The organism is Acidovorax sp. AC410, assembly GCF_979253235.1.
Window position 1 is genome coordinate 1,024,619 of the sequence record NZ_CEEDCG010000001.1, and the last position, 17,835, is coordinate 1,042,453.

Here is a 17,835-nt window from a genome sequence, read left to right on the forward strand (position 1 = left end):
GCCGCCCCGCCGCGCTGGGGGCGTCCCCCTGAGGGGGAAGGCGCGAAGCGACTCAGGGGGTTAGCCCAAATTTACGCGTGCGAACTTGCGCTTGCCGACCTGCACCACGTAGGTGCCCGCGCCGAGCTTGAGGCCCTTGTCGCTGACCACGCTGCCATCCACGCGCACGCCGCCGCCATCGATCAGGCGGCCGGCCTCGCTGCTGGAAGGGGCCAGGTTGGCCCCCTTGAGCAATGCACCGATGCCCAGCGGAGCGCCGGACAGGCTGACCTCGGGGATCTCGTCGGGCACGCCGCCCTTGCTGCGGTTGTGGAAGTCCTGTTCGGCCGCCTCGGCCGCCGCCGCACTGTGAAAGCGCGTGGTGATCTCCTTGGCCAGCATGACCTTGGCGTCCTTGGGGTTGCGTCCGCCCGCCACCTCGGCCTTGAGCGCGGCGATCTGCGCCAGCGACTGGAAGGACAGCAGCGTGAACCAGTCCCACATCAGCGTGTCGGAGATCGACAGCACCTTGGCGAACATGGTGTTGGGCTCTTCGGAGATGCCGATGTAGTTGTTCTTGGACTTGGACATCTTGTCCACGCCGTCCAGCCCCACCAGCAGCGGCATGGTGAGCACACACTGTGGCTCCTGGCCATATTCCTGCTGCAGGTGGCGGCCCATGAGCAGGTTGAATTTCTGGTCCGTGCCACCGAGCTCCAGGTCGCTCTTCAAGGCCACGGAGTCGTAGCCCTGCATCAGCGGGTACAGGAACTCATGCACCGCAATGGACTGGCCGGTGGTGAAACGCTTGTGGAAGTCGTCGCGCTCCATCATGCGCGCCACCGTGTACCTGGCTGCCAGCTGGATCATGCCGCTGGCGCCCAGGGGCTCGCTCCACTCGCTGTTGTAGCGGATCTCGGTGCGGGCAGGGTCCAGCACCAGGCTGGCCTGGCGGTAGTAGGTCTCGGCGTTGGCCTTGATCTGCTCGGGCGTGAGCGGCGGGCGCGTGCTGTTGCGGCCCGAAGGGTCGCCGATCAGGCTGGTGAAATCCCCGATCAGGAAGATCACCTGGTGGCCCAGATCTTGCAATTGCCGCATCTTGTTGAGCACCACGGTGTGGCCGATGTGGATGTCTGGGGCCGTGGGGTCCAGGCCCAGCTTGATGCGCAAAGGCGTCCCGGTGGCCTCCGAGCGCGCCAGCTTCTTGACCCATTCGTCCTGCGGCAGCAGCTCCTGCACGCCGCGCAGCGAAATTTCAAGCGCTTGTCCTACACCATCGGAAACCGGCATCGTTGTAACAGCAGATTGATTCATAAGGGTTTTTTGGGATGTCTATACAGCGCGCACCGCTATACTCCAGCCCACATTGCAGAGGCGGATTCTAATGGGCCCGCTGTTTCGACCCGCCCTGGGCTCTGTCGAATCGCTGCAAACAGACAGTCTGTGCGCCTTGCCTTGCCCCGTATTCACACCGGGGAAGTGCCAGGAGATCACTCTCACACTGGGGATAGACCTTTGATTCACGGCTTGACCACCGCCAGCGCGGCTTTGCTAGACCGACTGTCCCAGAGCATCCAACAACACCCCAAACGCATTACCGCCGCCATCGCAGCACTGCTGCTCACGGGCGGCGGCGGCGCGTTTGCCGTGGCCTCGTTTGCCCCCGATCCGGCCGATATGCCGGTGCGCATGGTGAACTACCCGGTGGAGTCGCTGGCCGAGAACCTGGTGCTGGGCCAGCTCGATGCGCCCGGCTTCTCGCTGTTCCGCTCCGAGCAGGTGCGCAGCAGCGACACCCCCGAATCGCTGCTGCAGCGCATGGGTGTGGCCGATCCGGCCGCCGCCGCCTTCCTGCGTGGTGACAATACTGTCCGACAGAACATGCTGGGCCGCACCGGCCGCATCGTGTCGGCCGAGACCACCGACGACCACCGCCTGGTGCGCCTGACCGCCCGCTGGGTGCCTGACGACAGCGGCAACTTCCGCCGCCTGATCGTGGAGCGCACGGGCGAGAAATTCAGCTCGCGCGTAGAGACCGCCAAACTGACGACCAGCAGCCGCCTCTCCGGCGGCGTGATCAACAGCTCGCTGTTCGCCGCGACCGATGCCTCCAACATCCCCGACGCCGTGGCCGTGCAGATGGCCGAGCTGTTCTCGGGCAACATCGATTTTCGCCGCTCGCTGCGCAAGGGCGACCGCTTCTCGGTGGTCTACGAAACCCTGGAAGCCGACGGCGAGCCGCTGAGCAGCGGCCGCGTGCTCAGCGCCGAGTTCGTCAACAACAACAAGACCCACCAGGCCATCTGGTTCCAGGAAGCCAACGCTTCCAAGGGCGCCTACTACACGCTGGACGGCGAAAGCATGCGCCGCGCCTACCTGACCTCCCCCGTGGAGTTCTCGCGCGTGACCAGCGGCTTCAAGATGCGCATGCACCCCATCCTGAAGACCTGGCGCGCCCACCTGGGCACCGATTTCGCTGCCCCCACGGGCACGCCCGTGCGCACCGTGGGTGACGGCGTGGTGGAGTTCTCCGGCGTGCAGAACGGCTTTGGCAACGTGGTCTTCATCAAGCACCGCAACCAGCACGTCACCGTGTATGCCCACCTGAGTCGCATCGACGTGCGCCAGGGCCAGTCGGTTGAACAGGGCCAGACCCTGGGCGCCGTGGGTTCCACGGGCTGGGCCACCGGCCCGCATCTGCACTTTGAATTCCGTGTGAACGGCCAGCACCAGGATCCACAGACCATCGTGGCCGCGAGCGAAGCCGCGGCACCGGTGTCGAAGGCCGGTCGCCCCGCCTTCGACCGCCTGGCTTCCGCGATGCGCATCCAGCTCTCGGCCGCTGCCTCCATCGAGCAAGCCAGCGCTGAGTAAGGGACCTCCCTGAGTCGCTTCGCGCCTTCCCCCCAAGGGGACGCCGCCAGCGCGGCGGGGCGGCCCTTGCGCGGCGGCCCTGGCCTTGTGCCTGCCAGTCCCATGGATTGCGTGCATACCATAGTGCCATGTTGATCGAGCGCTCAACCACAACACTTACCGCATCGACTTCGGAGCTGTACATCGGCCTGATGTCCGGCACCTCCCTCGACGGGATCGACGGGGTGCTGGCGGATTTCGCGGGTGACCGCATGGTGGTGACCCACCATGCCAGCGCCCCTTTCGCGCCCGGGCTGCGCGCAGAACTTCTGGCCCTCAACACCCCTGGCAGCGATGAGCTGCACCGCGCTGCCCTGGCGGGCAATGCCCTGGCCCGCGCCTATGCCGGCGTGGTGCAGACCCTGCTGGAACGCAGCGGGCTGGCGCCCCAGGCCATCCGCGCGATCGGCGCCCACGGCCAGACCGTGCGCCACCGCCCGCAGGAGTTCGATGGCACCGGCTACACCCTGCAACTGAACAGCCCCGCCCTGCTGGCCGAGCGCACGGGCATCGCCGTGGTGGCGGATTTTCGCAGCCGCGACGTGGCGGCCGGCGGCCAGGGCGCACCGTTGGTGCCGGCCTTCCACCGGGGCGTGTTCGGCCGCGAGGGCGAAACCGTGCTGGTGCTCAACATCGGCGGCATCTCCAACCTCAGCGTGCTGGGCGCTGACGGCCAGGTACGGGGCTTCGATTGCGGCCCCGGCAATGCGCTGATGGACCACTGGTGCCAGTTGCACACCGGCCAGGCGTTCGACGCCGCAGGCGCCTGGGCCGCCGGCGGCCAGGTGCTGCCCGAACTGCTGGCCCTGCTGCGCCAGGAACCCTTCCTGCACAAGCCACCGCCCAAGAGCACGGGGCGGGACCTGTTCAACCCCGCCTGGCTGGCCAGCCGCCTGGAGGCTTTCCAGGGCGCGGCCCCCCAGGACGTGCAGACCACGCTCACGGAGTTCACGGCGCAGGCCTGCGCCGACGATGCCAGGCGCCATGCGGCGGACGCCAGGACCCTGGCGGTCTGCGGCGGCGGCGCGCTCAATGCCCACCTGATGGCCCGGCTGCAGGTTGCCTGCCCTGCCCTGCAGGCCGTCGCCACCGATGCGCTGGGCCTGCCCGCCCTGCAGGTAGAGGCAGCCGCCTTCGCCTGGCTGGCACGCCAGGCCATGCTCGGCGAGCCGGGCAACCTGGCCAGCGTGACAGGCGCTGCCGGCGGGCGCATCCTGGGCGCCCTCTACCCGGCATAGCCCCTCATACGAATTTGCATTCGCTCTAGCACGGCAAGGCGGACCAACGAAGTTAGACGGTTGAAGGCAAATTCGTATCAGCCGTGGTCTGCGGCGTCGGCCGTGGTCGCCGCCTTGCTGCTGGCCCGGTCCTCGGGCGACAACTGCCAGAAGATGCCGGCCGACGCCACCGTCATCAGCCCCATGCAGGCAAACGTGGCCTGGAAGGCCGAAAGCGTGTGCACCGCGCCTGGTGGCTGGAAGAAGGCGGTGAAGGCCGCCAGCACCGCGCCCGCAGCCGCCACGCCCATGCCCATGGCGACCATCTGCACCATGGACAGCAGGCTGTTGCCGCTGCTGGCCGTGGCGTGGTCCAGGTCCTTGAGGGTCACCGTGTTCATGGCCGTGAACTGCAGAGAGTTCACCGCACCGAAGACCGCCAACTGCAGCACGCGCGCCCACAGCGGCTGGGATGGATCGGCCAGGCCAAAGCTGGCCATGGTCAGGCCCACCAGCAGGGTATTGCCCACCAGCACCTGCCGGTAGCCGAAGCGCGTGATCAGCGGCGTGGTGAAGCGCTTCATGGACATGCCGGCAATCGCCACGGGCAGCATCATCATGCCGGCCTGCATCGGCGAATAGCCCATGGTGACCTGCAGCAGCAGCGGGATCAGGAAGGGCATGCAGGAGCTGCCCAGGCGCGAGAACAGGTTGCCCAGCAGGCCGATGCGCAGCGTGTCGACGGAAAACAGCTGCGGCGAGAACAGCGGATCGGCACGGCGCGCAGCGTGCAACCAGTAGGCCACCAGGCTGGCCAGACCGAAGACCATCAGCACCAGCACGCTGGCCTGGCGCAGCCCCATGCTCGCCAGGCCGTCCAGCGCCAGCGACAGCGACACCATGCCGAAGGCCAGCATCAGATACCCCGCCAGGTCGAAACGGGGCACGAAGGTCACAGGCTCGCCGGGCATGAAGCGCAGCGTGGCGACGCAGCCCACCAACCCCACCGGCACGTTGATCAGGAAGATCCAGTGCCAGGATGCCGCCTCCACCAGCCAGCCGCCCAGCGTGGGGCCGATCAGCGGGCCGATGAGCCCCGGGATGGCCACGAAGCTCATCGCCTGCAGGAACTGCTCGCGCGGAAAGGTGCGCAGCACCACCAGGCGGCCCACGGGCATCAGCAGCGCCCCACCCAGGCCCTGCACCACGCGCGCCGTCACCAGCTGGGCAAGGTTCTGGGCCATGGCACAGCACACCGAACCCAGCACGAACAGCACGATGGCCGAAAGGAAGACGCGGCGCGAACCGAAACGGTCAGCCAGCCAACCCGACGCCGGGATCAGCATGGCCATGGCCAGCGAATAGGCCACCACCACCGACTGCATCTGCAGCGGGCTTTCGCCCAGACTGCGCGCCATGGCCGGCAGTGCGGTGTTGACGATGGTGGCGTCCAGCGTCTGCATGAAGAAGCCGATGGCCACCAGCCACAGCAGGACCTTGCGCGATTGTTCTGGTTGCATGCGACAGCCGGCTAAGGAAAAAGAGAAGGCCCCAAATGAAAAGCCGCCCGAAGGCGGCTTGCTGTGGTCACCGGGGCCGTGGGCACGACCTGGCGTCCTCAGGCGGAGAAGCTGGAGCCGCAGCCGCAGGTGGTCGTGGCGTTGGGGTTCTTGATCACGAACTGGGCGCCCTGCAGGTCTTCCTTGTAGTCGATCTCGGCACCCACCAGGTACTGGTAGCTCATGGCGTCAATCAGCAGCGACACGCCATTTTTGGTCATGGTGGTGTCGTCTTCGTTCGTGATTTCATCGAAGGTGAAGCCGTACTGGAAGCCCGAGCAGCCGCCACCCTGCACGAAGACGCGCAGCTTGAGGTCCGGATTGCCTTCTTCCGCGATCAGATCCGCCACCTTCGCTGCCGCACTGTCGGTGAACAGGATGGGGGCGGGCATTTCGGTCTGGATGTTCTCGGCAACTGCGCTCATGGGGGGCTCCGTTATCAGGTTTGGGGCCAATACTACTGCAAAGCAGTCGGGGATTCAGGGGCTGCCGGCTTTGACGACAACTGCAGTGGGGGCTTTTCGTCGGCCACCACCGCCAGCGGGCACATCTGGCCCGTGATCATGGCGCCCTGGTGCATCTCCAGCGCCTTGTAGTGCACGTTGCCGGTGATGCGTGCCTTGGGCTGCAGCTCCAGCAGCTCGGCAGCATGCACCGGCCCGGTCACCGAGCCGTTGACGATCACATGGTCGGCATGCACCGCGCCCTCGACCCGGGCCGACTCGGAAATCACCAGGATGCTGGGCTGCTCGGTGCCCGAGCGGATGTCGCCCACCACCTCGCCGTCGATGCGCATCCCCTCGCCGAACAGCACGTTGCCGTCGATACGGGTGCCATGGGCCACCAGGCTCTTGATCGGGGGCTGCTTCTTTCGCGAAAACATGGGCAAAACTCCTGGGTCAGGGACGGCGGCCTGCACGCGCCAGAGGCGTCGGCAGGCGGTCCATCCGCATCAAAAAAGAAAGGCAAGGCCCTGGCTTCGTGCCCGCAGTGCGCACAAGGTGGCGGCGGGCTGCGGCTACTCAGCCGCCAGGGCCATGGTCTGGGAGGTGCGCAGGTTGCTGCCGTCCAGCACCCGCGCGGTCACGGTTTTTACCACGGCATCGGGCGGCAGGGTCAACATCCCCTCCAGCCGCCGGTACTGGCGCAGCTGCAGGGCCGCGCCCTGGGGAAATGCCTGGGTCCAGGGTTTGCCGTCCTGCGTGCCCGCCAGCACCAGTTCCAGCTTGCCGTTGAATTCGGGGACATTGCGCGCGGCCTGGATCACCAGCACCTGCCAGCGCAACTGCATGCCCCCCACGATTTCGGCATGCAGGCCACGGATGGCGACACCCTCCGTCGAACCCGCCGGGATGAGCCGCTCGAAGAATCCGAGGTCTTCACGCAGCGTGCGGTTCTCGGCCTCGAGCTGCCGCACCTGGGCCATCAGGGTCTGCAGCGTGGCCCGGTCGGCCGTGAGGATGCTCTCGGCCGTCTGCGAGACGGCATGCTGGCGCTGGGTTTCCTCCACCAGACGCGCCACCTCGCCACGCAAGCGCACCAGTTCCTCGCGGGCGCCGGAATCGAGCCCCGCGATGGACTTGCCGAACTCGAAGGCCCACAGCGCCACGGCGGCGCACAAGCCGAAGACCACCGCCAGCAGCAGCCAGCGCACAGGCCAGGGCATGGCACTGCGGATGGCCACACGGGGGGCGCTGATGGTCAGCCGGCGGCGAAGAAGGCGCAAACGCATGGGAGGCGGAAACGGGTGCTCGAAAACGAAGAGCGCACCTTAAACGAAAAAACCGCCCGAAGGCGGTTTTTTTGCAAGGCAGCCCAGGCTTAACGCTTGGAGAACTGCTTGGCGCGGCGTGCAGAGTGCAGACCGACCTTCTTACGTTCCACTTCGCGGGCATCGCGCGTCACGAAGCCGGCTTGGCTCAGTGCGGGCTTGAGCGTCGCGTCGTAGTCGATCAGGGCGCGGGTGATGCCGTGGCGGGCAGCGCCAGCCTGGCCGGATTCACCACCACCATGCACATTGATCTGGATGTCGAAGGTTTCGACATGGTTGGTCAGTGCGAGGGGCTGCTTGGCGATCATGATCGAGGTTTCGCGGCCGAAGTAGGACTGGATGTCCTTGCCGTTCACCGTGATCTTGCCAGTGCCTTTTTTCAGAAACACGCGGGCGACGCTGGACTTGCGACGGCCGGTGCCATTGTTCCATTCACCAATCATCTCAAGGCTCCTTAGATTTCCAGAGCCTTGGGCTGCTGGGCGGTGTGGGGATGCTCTGCACCGCCATACACCTTGAGTTTCTTGATCATCGCGTAGCCAAGGGGACCCTTGGGCAGCATGCCTTTGACAGCCTTTTCCAGCGCGCGGCCAGGGTGCTTGGCTTGCATGTCGCGGAAGTTCGTGGCCGTGATACCGCCGGGGTAACCCGAGTGGCGGTAGTACACCTTGTCCAGGGACTTGGTGCCGGTGACCTTGAGCTGGGCGGCGTTGATGATGACGATGAAGTCACCGGTGTCGACGTGAGGCGTGTAAATGGCCTTGTGTTTGCCGCGCAAACGGAGAGCAACTTCGCTGGCTACTCGTCCGAGGACCTTGTCGGTCGCGTCAATCACAAACCACTCGTGCACGACCTCAGCGGGCTTGGCGCTGAAAGTAGTAGTCATGAGTTTCTCTTCAAAAGAGGGTTTGGCGGGTCCTTTTCCACGGTCGGTGCTTCTCTGAAGGAAGCCTCTTAGGTGGCACTTGATCTTCGCCGCGGGACCACAAAAGCGCTGCGAAGCCCTCGATTATACGAATTACCGGGCATCGGGCGCAAGCCATGCCTTGCGAAAACCACGCTTGTCCCCGAGCGCCGGGCGGTTCTCCTCAGGGCGACTGGCGGCGGCGCGCCTCTTCGGCCTCGTAGCGGCGCTTGTTTTCCACACAGATGGCGGATCCCATCTGGGACGGCTTCTGGCACTCGTTGTGGATGCACATGGGTCGCGCCAGGAAGCTGGAGTCGGCGCACGCCTCCTGGGGCGATGGCACGCGCACCGGCGCGGGACGGGGGCGCTCCACTGGCGGCGGTGGGGGGGGCGGTGGTGGTGGCTCCTCATGGACCACGACGGGTGCGGGCGCCGGCTCGGAAGCCACGGCGCGCTTCGGTTTCGGGGCGGGCTTGGCGACCATGGGAGCCGACGCGGTGTCGGCGGTGGCCCCCGGCGTGGCATCCGGGGACGCGCTGGCCACCACCGGTGCGGGCTCCGATGCCGGCACCACAACGGCCACCGCCTCGGACGCCGCGGACGCTGGTTCGGCCATCTCGGTGATGATGTCGTCTGCGGGAGCGCCCTGGCCACGGCCCTGCGACCACCAGACCCCGGCAGCCGCCACGGCCAGCCCGGCCACGCCGAGCACCAGCCACACCGGCATCCGCCTCGCGGGTCGTTCGGCACGCGCCGACAGGGCGGCGGCGGCCCGCTCGGATTCGGTCAAGGCCGCGCGCACCCGGCCAGCGGCACCACTGGACTCACCGCGGCCATGGCGCACCGCCTTGCGGTCATGGTCGGCAGTCACCATGACCTCTGTGTCCGCCGGGTCCATGAAGACGGTGTCGGCCACGCCCCTTTGCACGGTATCGGGGTATCCATCGGCAGCAGCGTCCCCGCCCGCCGCCTCCAGCGCCTTGTTCGTCTGGGCGGCGATTTCGGCCACGATGGCAGGGGCTGCCGTCACATCCACCGTCGGGATCAGCAGGCCCGGACCGGGCTGATCGGCAGGCTCCACCCAGATGTCGCCCAGATCGGCGCGGAAGTCGAAATGCTCCACGCCCTCCGGCGGGGCGGTCATCTCCATCAGTTGCAAGAAGGCATCGATGCTCTGGGGCCGGTCTTCCGGCTTGAGCGATAGCGCCTGCGAGACCGCGGCCACGAACGCCGGCGAATACTCGACACCCAATTGCTTCTTGACAGTCTTTGCCACCCGCGAGAACGGCACCATGCGGTCCTTGATGGAGCGCAGCGTGGCCGGCAGGGGCGTGTCGTTGCACAGGCAGCCATGCACCACCGCGGCCAGCGAGTACAGGTCGCTCCAGGGCCCCTGGCGCAGGTCGTCGTCGCCTTCGGAATACTGCTCGATGGGCGCGTAGTTCACCTTGAGCACGGCTGTGTGCTTGTGGTCCTTGTCGTTGATCGCGTGGCGCGCAGCGCCCAGGTCCAGCAGCACGGGAGGGCCGCTGTCCTGCAGGAAGATGTTGTCGGGCGAGATGTCGCGGTGCAGGGTCTTGCCGTCGTGCAGCACGCGCAAGGCCCCGAGCACCGACCACAGCAGCTTGCGCAGCCACTCCTCGGTGGGCGGCGTGCGCATCTGGGCGCGCGCCTGCTTGAAGGTCATGCCCGAGTACAGGGGCATGACCATGTAGGCGGTGTTGTTGGCCTCCCAGAAGCGGAACACCTTGACCAGCGAGGGGTGGTCGAACTGGGCCAGCAGGCGGGCTTCGCCCACGAACGATTCGAGGCCGGCGTGGAAGGTCTGCTGGTCGGACGACGAACGCACCCACAGCGATTGCCCCTGCGCACGCCCGGCCAGCGCCGACGGCATGTACTCCTTGATCGCCACCGCCCGGTGCAACGAATGGTCGAAGGCCTTGTAGACCATGCCGAAGCCGCCCACGCCCAGCAACGCCAGGATTTCGAACTCGGCCAGCCGCGTTCCAGGCGGCAGCGCATCGACATGGCTGACGGCACTGGCAGGAGCAGGAGCGGAGGTTTCGGTCATTGTGCGAAAAAGCTGGGCGGAGTTGCCGGGGGGACGGCGGTCAGGAAACTGCTGCAAGAGGCCGTCCGCGGCACCAGCGATCATGATGCATGACAGCCGATGGCATTGAAACAAAAAGCCACCTATCTGCCAAAAACGTCACGCAGGAACCTCCCAGCACGCAATTCTGCCCTGTCCTGCATTGTCCGTGCCACCTGTGGCGGCTGAAAGCCCTGATTGACGGGTGCGGCGCAGTCTGATCGGGCCACAGCCTCCGAAATATCGGCCCAGGCGCCGACACTCGTTACCATTGGGGCATGTTCAGTTACCGCCACGCCTTCCATGCAGGCAACCACGCCGATGTGCTCAAGCACACGGTGCTGATTGCCACTTTGCAGCACCTTACCGAAAAAGACGCGGCCCTGACCGTGCTGGACACCCATGCGGGTGCAGGCCTGTACCGGCTCGATGGCGACTACGCCAACACCAGCGCCGAGTCGGCCGACGGCATCGCCCGGCTGGTCGCGCCCGATGCGCCTGCGCTCCAACCCGCGCTGCAAGCCTATGTGGACATGGTGCGCGCCTTCAACCAGGGCGCGGCCACGCGCGTCTACCCGGGCTCGCCCTTCATCATCCAGCGCCTGCTGCGCGACCATGACAAGCTCAAGCTGTTCGAGCTGCACCCGACCGACCTGCGCGCGCTGGCCGGCAACGTGGCCCAGCTGGAAGCGGGCCGCCAGGTGGCCGTGCTGCACGAGGACGGATTCGAGGGCATCAAGAAATTCCTGCCCCCGCCGGCCCGGCGCGCGCTGGTACTGTGCGACCCCAGCTACGAGATGAAGAACGACTACGGCAAGGTGCTCGACATGGCGGCGGATTCGCTCAAGCGCTTTGCCACCGGCACCTATGCGTTCTGGTACCCGATCATCCCGCGCCCGGAAGCCCATGACCTGCCACGCCGCTTGAAGACCCTGGCCACCAAGGCGGGCAAAAGCTGGTTGCATGCCACACTGACCGTCAAGTCCAGCAAGATCACCGAAAATGCCGCCGGGGACGTCAAGCGCCCCGGCCTGCCGGCCAGCGGCATGTTCCTGATCAACCCACCCTTCACGCTCAAGGCCGCGCTCAAGGAAGCCCTGCCCCAGATGACCGAGCTGCTGGCGCAGGACCGGAACGCCACCCACACGCTGGAGTCCGGCGGATAGCCAGGACGCAGGCGCTCGGAACGCTCAGGGGGACCGCAGCAGGCGCGGCGCAACCGCACGGCTGCGGCGACCACTGGCCGCTGGTGCCTGCGCCTCACGGGCCGCTGGCAGCGAAAAGCGCTGGGGGAGGTTATCGAGGGGAGCGGGTGGGCAGGTGACGGCCTCGCCCCCCACAGGGAACACATCCACCGCCTTGAGCCCCCCTTGCACCCCCAGGGCCAAGGCCGCTCCACGGCTCAGGTCCACGATGCGGTTGGCCACGTGCGGGCCCCGGTCGTTGATCCGCACCACCACGCCCTTGCCCGTCTCCCGGTCCCGCACACAGATGCGGGTGCCGAAGGCCAGCGTGCGGTGCGCCGCCGTCATGGCATTCATGTCGAACAGTTCGCCACTGGCAGTGCGCCGCCGATGAAAGCGCTGGCCGTACCAGGAGGCCAGGCCCGTTTCCAGCGAGCCCTCGTCCGCGCCGAGGGTGTCGTCGTCTTCATCGGCATCCATGTCGGCCGCATCCGCCGACAGGCTGGGGCGCGCCAGCCCCTGCGACCCCACGGTTCCGGGGCGCAGTGGCAGGGTCTCGGCGGGGTCCGGTGGCACCCGCAGGTCGCTGCCCGTGGCGCCATCCAGGCGCAAACCCGCTTCCTCACCCCATGCAGCCGGCCACCACAGCAGCCAAGCCACCAGCGCGCAAGCGATTCCTCGCAAAAAGTCAGCGCTTGCAGCGCGCAAGAAACGCCTCTTCAAAGCGCTTGAGGTCGGCCCGCTCCCCCTCGGTGAGGTCGGTACGGGCCTTCTTGCTGTTCAGGATGCGCTGCGATTCAGCGCACTGCTGGGCTTGGCGGGCATCCATGTCACGGGCCGACTGGGCCGCCATCTGGGCGGATTTCTCTTCATCGCGGCGCTGCCTGTCCCCGGCGCGCCGCTCCTGGTAAAAGCGATCGGAAGCGTCCTGCTCCTCCTGGGCGCAGTCGCGGCGGTATTCACTGCGCATGCCCTGCACCACATCGGGCGCGATCTTGCGCGAATAGGCGTTGCGGATGTTTTCGTCCAGCGCGCGGCAGCGCCCGCTCATGTAGCTGTAGTGGTCCGGCACATCGGGCGCCGTGCGCACCACGGTGGAGCGGGAGGGCTGGCTGTAGGAGTACGACGACTGCGCGGGACCGGCTTCAATGGTCCGGGTGGTGCTGCCCTCCAGGCAGGGACGGGACAGCGAGTAGTTGTTCCCATTGGCATCGCGGCAGTGGTAGCGCGTCTGCGCCCCCGCGCTCGACGCCCCCAAGCCCCCCAGCAGGACCAGCATCACGGCAAATACAACCTTCATGGCGCACCAGAAAAATGAAACAAAGGGTATGAATATTACCGTCGGACGCGGTTAAAGCACCAGGCGGCGGCAAATTTCGAGCGTCGCAGCGCTCTGGTTCATGGTGTAGAAGTGCAGTGCCGGCACGCCCTCGCTGCGCAGCCGGTCGCACAAATCCGTCACCACATCGAGGCCGAAGGACTTGATGCTGGCCGTATCGTCGCCGAACGCCTGCAGGCGCAGGCGGATCCAGCGCGGTATCTCGGCGCCGCAGGCATCCGAGAAGCGCATGAGCTGGGTGGAGCTGGTGATCGGCATGATGCCGGGCACCACCGGAATGCTGGCGCCCAGGCGTTGCACGTCGTCCACGAAGCGGAAATAGGAGTCCGCGTTGTAGAAGTACTGGGTGATGGCCGCGTCCGCACCCGCCCGCACCTTGGCCAGGTAGGCCTTGAGGTCGGCTTCAGGGGATTTGGCCTGGGGATGCACCTCGGGGTAGGCGGCCACTTCGATGTGGAAGTCGCGCCCCGTCTCCTCCCGGATGAAGGCCACGAGGTCGCTCGCATAATGGAACTCGCCGCCCGCGCCATAGCCGCTGGGCAGATCGCCGCGCAGCGCCACCAGGCGCTTGACACCCATGGCCTTGAGCTGTGCCAGCTCCTCACGCACCGATTCGCGCGTGGCGCCGATGCACGAAAAATGCGAGGCTGCGGGCACGCCTTCGGCCAGGATCTCGCGCACCGTGCCGAAAGTGCCTTCCTGGGTGGAGCCGCCAGCACCGTAGGTGACGGAGCAGAACTCGGGGCTCAACGCATACAGGTGCTGGCGCTCGGCACGCAGCTTGTCGGCACCCGCAGGCGTCTTGGGCGGAAAGAATTCGAGGCTCACCGGAAAGCCGGTGGCCTGTGCCTTGGCTGCACTCATGCGGCCCTCCTCGCAAAAACAAAGAATTCGCGGTTGCCGTCGCCGCCGCTGATGGGGCTGTCCAGCCAGGCCTGCACCGCAAGGCCCAGGCCGGCACAGCAGTCGAGGATGCGCTGCTCAACCACCGCGTGCAGGGATTCGTCGCGCACGATGCCGCCCTTGCCCACCTGCCCGGGCTGCAGTTCGAACTGCGGCTTGACCAGCATCAGCAACTGCCCACCCGGCGCCAGCAGCGGCACCAGCGCGGGCAGCACGAGGGTGAGCGAGATGAAGGACAGGTCACCGGTGACCAGATCGAACATGGGCGTGATGTCCACCTGCTCCAGGCCGGCCTTGCGGCGGCGCACCGTGCGCACGGTGCCTTCGGCCCGCGCACGGACCTTGGCGGCGCGCTCGGCCTTGAAGGCTTCCACGTCCTGCTCCCTGGCATCGTCGCTGTCGTCGTATCCGTCGTCCACCTCGCCTCCGTTGCGCATCCAGGCATAGGGCGCCACGGGCTGGGTGTCGTTGTCGTCGATATCGGTTTCCACCTGCTCGGACAAGGCCTCCTCGCAGGCTTCCTGCAGCGTCTCGGCCGTCATCGAGCGGGCATTGAGCCCTTCCACCGCCACCACGCGCAGGTCATTGCGCAAACGCTCGTGCAACTGGCCGTGCCCCACGTCCACGCCGATCACCTGGGCCGCGCCCTGCTGCAGCAGGCAGTCGGTGAAGCCACCGCTGCTCTGGCCCACATCCAGACAGCGCAGCCCCTCTACGGACAGCCTGGTGGCCGCGAGCGCGCCCTCCAGCTTGAGGCCGCCGCGCGAGATGTATTTCGCCTCGGCATCGTCGAGCAGCCGCACCTCGGCCACCGATGGAATGTCGTCACCGTTCTTGGCCACCTTCTGCCAGGGCGCCAGCGGCGACAGGCGCCATTCGACCCCGGCCGCGATCAGGCGCTGCGCCTGCGACCGCGTGGTCGCGTGGCCGAATTCCACCAAAAAAACATCTGCACGCATGCGTCACTCTCTCACCCGAGGGCAATGGATTTCAGGGCCTAGGAGGCTGTCGGACTTGGAGCGTCGAAAGCGAAAATCGGCCTCAGCGAGGACAGTTTTTGCCGGATTTGCAGCCCCATAGCCAGGCTATGGGGCAAAAAGACGGTGAAAAATGGACCGCTGCGGCCGATTTGCAGCCGACGATTTCCAAGTCCGACAGGCTCCTAGAGGGCACGAAGGCGTTCACCGCCACCGGCGCCCTTCCCTTTCGGGCAAGAGCGGCCAGCGGCAGCAGCCGATCAGTAGCGGTAGGTGTCAGGCTTGTAAGGGCCTTGCTTGGCCACACCGATGTAGGCGGCCTGCTCGTCGGACAGTTCGGTCAGCATGGCGCCGACCTTCTTCAGGTGCAGGCGTGCGACCTTTTCGTCCAGGTGCTTGGGCAGCACGTAGACCTGGCCGTTCTCGTAGCGGTCCTTGTGCATGAACAGCTCGATCTGGGCGATGGTCTGGTTGGCAAACGAGCTGGACATCACGAAGCTCGGGTGGCCCGTGCCGCAGCCCAGGTTCACCAAGCGGCCCTTGGCCAGCAGGATGATTCGCTTGCCGTCCGGGAAGATCACGTGGTCCACCTGGGGCTTGATCTCTTCCCACTCGTACTGTTCGAGCGTGGCGACCTGGATCTCGTTGTCGAAGTGGCCGATGTTGCAGACGATGGCCTGGTCCTTCATGGCCTTCATGTGCTCGTGGGTGATCACGTCCTTGTTGCCGGTGGTGGTGACGAAGATGTCGGCCTTGTCGGCGGCATATTCCATGGTCACGACCTTGTAGCCTTCCATCGCCGCCTGCAGGGCGTTGATGGGGTCGATCTCGGTCACCCAGACCTGGGCCGACAGCGCGCGCAGGGCCTGGGCACTGCCCTTGCCCACGTCGCCGTAGCCGGCCACGCAGGCCACCTTGCCGGCGATCATCACGTCGGTGGCGCGCTTGATGCCGTCCACCAGCGACTCACGGCAGCCGTACAGGTTGTCGAACTTGCTCTTGGTCACCGAATCGTTGACGTTGATCGCGCGGAACAGCAGCGTGCCCTTGGCCGACATTTCCTTCAAGCGGTGTACGCCCGTGGTGGTCTCTTCGGTCACGCCGATGATCTGGGCGCTCTTGCGGGTGTACCAGGTCGGGTCCACGGCCAGCTTGGCCTTGATCGAGGCGTACAGGCAGGTTTCTTCTTCGCTGGTGGGGTTGTCCAGCAGCGAGGCGTCCTTCTCGGCGCGCTGGCCCAGGTGCATCAGCAGCGTGGCATCGCCACCGTCGTCCAGGATCAGGTTGGGGCCTTCGCCTTCGCTGCCGGCGGGGCCGAAGTCGAAGATGCGGTGGGTGTAGTCCCAGTATTCGGCCAGGGTTTCACCCTTGATGGCGAACACCGGCGTGCCGGTGGCTGCAATGGCGGCAGCGGCATGGTCCTGCGTGGAGAAAATGTTGCATGAAGCCCAGCGCACGTCGGCACCCAGGGCCTGCAGCGTCTCGATCAGCACGGCGGTCTGGATCGTCATGTGCAGACTGCCGGTGATGCGGGCACCCTTCAAGGCCTGCTGGGCGGCGAATTCCTCGCGGATGGCCATCAGGCCGGGCATCTCCGTTTCGGCGATGCGGATCTCTTTGCGGCCCCAGGCGGCCAGGCCGATGTCGGCAATGATGCAGTCGGTGTTGACGACCGGGGCGTTGACGCGTGCGTTCATGATGGTGTGCTCCAAAGCATGTTTGAAAGACCACGTTCAGCGCGGGGATGAGACGGAAGGCTCACCACACGAGAAGTGGATGAGCGTCGTTGCTAGATGACTCCGAGCCTCACGCCCCGCCAGTGCTGGGGACGCTGCAACGCTCCTCGGATGCGCGCATTATAAGTAAAAGGCCCGGGCACAGGTGCCTACAGAACGACGACGTGGCCCCATTGCGGATCGATGCGACCGGCATGCAGGTCTTCCACCAGCGTCTGCGCCGCCGCAAAGCCCTGGTGTTCCTGCACCTGCATCCAGGGCTGGCGGGCATCGCTGATGCGGTCGATGAAGGCGCGCTGCGCGGCGTTGAACTTCTGGTTCACCACCTCCGGGCCCCAGTCGGCATTGCGCTTTCGGATCTGCACCGGCGCGAAGTAGAACGCCGGGGCCGGCCCGGGCAAGGCGGTATCGCGCAGGAAATGCGTGTTCTGGGCCGAACCCGCATAGCAGTCGTAGACCAGCGCGTCGCCCAGGTGGTGGTGTACCCGCGCGCGCAGGTCTTCGTCGCCCGAAAAGTCCACATACAGCGTGGGCACGGCCGTATCCAGCGCCTCCAGTTCGCCATAGACCACCGTGCGCTCGTAGCAGCCCAGACTCTGCACGAAGGCGCTGTTGCGCTCTGAGGTGAGGGCCACCCGCTCGATGCCCTCCTGCCCCTGCAGGCAGAACGCCGTGCCGAAGGCCGTCTTGCTGGATGCACTGGAGAACACCAGCCGCTGCGCGCCAAAGAATGCGTTGTCCGAGAGGAAGTCCGCCAGCATGAACGAAGTAATGAACAGCGGCCGCACCAGCATCTGGTAGTTTTCGTCTTCGGCCCGGTAGGCCGGATCGGCGCTGGTGCGCGTGTACTGGTTGTAGGCCGAGGTGAGGCCCTGGCGGTGCTCCGCTCCGTCGTAGAAGCCCCGCGCCGTCACGCGCACGGGCTGCATGCGCAGATGGCTGGCAATCGGACAGTAGCCGTAGAAGCGCTCGCCCACGGCCACGCCTGCGACGTCGGACACCACCACCTCGGCAAAGCCCCACACCGGCATGTGGCCCCAGCCCGCCTCGCCGGTGGGAAAGAAATCCCAGTACTTCATGGCATCGCCGAAGGCGGCGTAGGTGATGTTGTTCGTCGTCACGGCCACGCGGTCCACGCGCAGCAGGGCCTCGCCGGGCTGCAGTGGCGCCAGGGGCAATTGCACGGTGCGGGTGTGATTCAATGCATTCTTGTCGGTCAACAGGCGGGTCTGCATGGTCATGGTGTGTCTCCGGGTCGGGT

The 17,835-nt window shown here is 66.3% G+C and carries 17 protein-coding genes and 1 riboswitch; of the genes, 3 read left to right on the top strand and 14 right to left on the bottom strand.

Translation table 11 applies throughout. The features are described from left to right. Nucleotides 1-60 precede the first annotated feature (60 nt). Nucleotides 61-1,293: a tyrosine--tRNA ligase gene (tyrS, locus tag AC0IZS_RS04690; RefSeq protein ID WP_471634586.1), complete on the bottom strand. Its 1,233-nt coding sequence runs from the start codon at nt 1,291-1,293 to the stop codon at nt 61-63. Nucleotides 1,294-1,494: 201 nt separating this feature from the next. Here tyrS and AC0IZS_RS04695 point away from each other — a divergent pair, with 201 nt between their 5' ends. After that, the gene (locus AC0IZS_RS04695; protein WP_471634587.1) at nt 1,495-2,853 is read left to right on the top strand and encodes a peptidoglycan DD-metalloendopeptidase family protein; all 1,359 of its coding nucleotides are present in this window, start codon (nt 1,495-1,497) and stop codon (nt 2,851-2,853) included. A 128-nt stretch (nt 2,854-2,981) separates the two neighbouring features. Continuing rightward, nucleotides 2,982-4,130, top strand: coding sequence for an anhydro-N-acetylmuramic acid kinase (locus tag AC0IZS_RS04700; RefSeq protein ID WP_471634588.1), 1,149 nt, complete (start codon nt 2,982-2,984; stop codon nt 4,128-4,130). Nucleotides 4,131-4,207: 77 nt separating this feature from the next. Here the strand turns inward: AC0IZS_RS04700 and mdtD are convergent, their stop codons facing one another. From mdtD to AC0IZS_RS04735, 7 genes are all read right to left on the bottom strand, one after another. Then, nucleotides 4,208-5,629, bottom strand: coding sequence for a multidrug transporter subunit MdtD (gene mdtD / locus AC0IZS_RS04705; protein WP_471634589.1), 1,422 nt, complete (start codon nt 5,627-5,629; stop codon nt 4,208-4,210). Nucleotides 5,630-5,727: 98 nt separating this feature from the next. Continuing rightward, a complete protein-coding gene (gene erpA / locus AC0IZS_RS04710) occupies nt 5,728-6,093 on the bottom strand; it encodes an iron-sulfur cluster insertion protein ErpA (protein WP_008907234.1) in 366 nt (121 codons plus the stop codon). A gap of 32 nt (nt 6,094-6,125) precedes the next feature. Continuing rightward, nucleotides 6,126-6,551, bottom strand: a complete 426-nt coding sequence (locus AC0IZS_RS04715) for a bactofilin family protein (RefSeq protein WP_007856957.1) — start codon at nt 6,549-6,551, stop codon at nt 6,126-6,128. A gap of 135 nt (nt 6,552-6,686) precedes the next feature. Then, nucleotides 6,687-7,400: a DUF6776 family protein gene (locus AC0IZS_RS04720; protein WP_471634590.1), complete on the bottom strand. Its 714-nt coding sequence runs from the start codon at nt 7,398-7,400 to the stop codon at nt 6,687-6,689. 89 nt (nt 7,401-7,489) lie between these two features. Further along, nucleotides 7,490-7,882 (bottom strand): 30S ribosomal protein S9, encoded by a 393-nt coding sequence (rpsI, locus tag AC0IZS_RS04725; protein ID WP_007856955.1) that lies wholly within the window; start codon nt 7,880-7,882, stop codon nt 7,490-7,492. 11 nt (nt 7,883-7,893) lie between these two features. Continuing rightward, nucleotides 7,894-8,325, bottom strand: a complete 432-nt coding sequence (gene rplM / locus AC0IZS_RS04730; RefSeq protein ID WP_056414298.1) for a 50S ribosomal protein L13 — start codon at nt 8,323-8,325, stop codon at nt 7,894-7,896. 202 nt (nt 8,326-8,527) lie between these two features. After that, nucleotides 8,528-10,417, bottom strand: coding sequence for a serine/threonine protein kinase (locus AC0IZS_RS04735; protein ID WP_471634591.1), 1,890 nt, complete (start codon nt 10,415-10,417; stop codon nt 8,528-8,530). A 296-nt stretch (nt 10,418-10,713) separates the two neighbouring features. Here AC0IZS_RS04735 and AC0IZS_RS04740 point away from each other — a divergent pair, with 296 nt between their 5' ends. Beyond that, nucleotides 10,714-11,601, top strand: a complete 888-nt coding sequence (locus AC0IZS_RS04740) for a 23S rRNA (adenine(2030)-N(6))-methyltransferase RlmJ (protein ID WP_471634592.1) — start codon at nt 10,714-10,716, stop codon at nt 11,599-11,601. A gap of 24 nt (nt 11,602-11,625) precedes the next feature. Here AC0IZS_RS04740 and AC0IZS_RS04745 read toward each other — a convergent pair whose 3' ends face one another. The 6 genes from AC0IZS_RS04745 to AC0IZS_RS04770 all read right to left on the bottom strand — a co-directional run bounded on the left by AC0IZS_RS04745 (nt 11,626) and on the right by AC0IZS_RS04770 (nt 17,815). Beyond that, entirely contained in the window at nt 11,626-12,231 is a 606-nt protein-coding gene (locus tag AC0IZS_RS04745; protein WP_471634593.1) for a septal ring lytic transglycosylase RlpA family protein, read from the bottom strand. Nucleotides 12,232-12,307: 76 nt separating this feature from the next. After that, on the bottom strand, nt 12,308-12,919 hold the full coding sequence (locus AC0IZS_RS04750; RefSeq protein ID WP_471634594.1) for a hypothetical protein: 612 nt from the start codon (nt 12,917-12,919) through the stop codon (nt 12,308-12,310). A 51-nt stretch (nt 12,920-12,970) separates the two neighbouring features. Further along, nucleotides 12,971-13,822 carry a methylenetetrahydrofolate reductase [NAD(P)H] gene (metF, locus tag AC0IZS_RS04755; RefSeq protein ID WP_471634595.1) on the bottom strand — a complete coding sequence of 284 codons (852 nt, stop codon included), beginning with the start codon at nt 13,820-13,822 and terminating at the stop codon, nt 12,971-12,973. Next, nucleotides 13,819-14,820, bottom strand: coding sequence for a TlyA family RNA methyltransferase (locus AC0IZS_RS04760; RefSeq protein ID WP_471634596.1), 1,002 nt, complete (start codon nt 14,818-14,820; stop codon nt 13,819-13,821). Before AC0IZS_RS04760 ends, metF begins: the two co-directional genes overlap by 4 nt. A gap of 278 nt (nt 14,821-15,098) precedes the next feature. Continuing rightward, a complete protein-coding gene (ahcY, locus tag AC0IZS_RS04765) occupies nt 15,099-16,535 on the bottom strand; it encodes an adenosylhomocysteinase (protein ID WP_471634597.1) in 1,437 nt (478 codons plus the stop codon). Nucleotides 16,536-16,609: 74 nt separating this feature from the next. Then, nucleotides 16,610-16,687: riboswitch (S-adenosyl-L-homocysteine riboswitch) on the bottom strand. A gap of 36 nt (nt 16,688-16,723) precedes the next feature. Continuing rightward, nucleotides 16,724-17,815, bottom strand: a complete 1,092-nt coding sequence (locus tag AC0IZS_RS04770) for a DUF2855 family protein (RefSeq protein WP_471634598.1) — start codon at nt 17,813-17,815, stop codon at nt 16,724-16,726. Nucleotides 17,816-17,835: the final 20 nt, after the last annotated feature.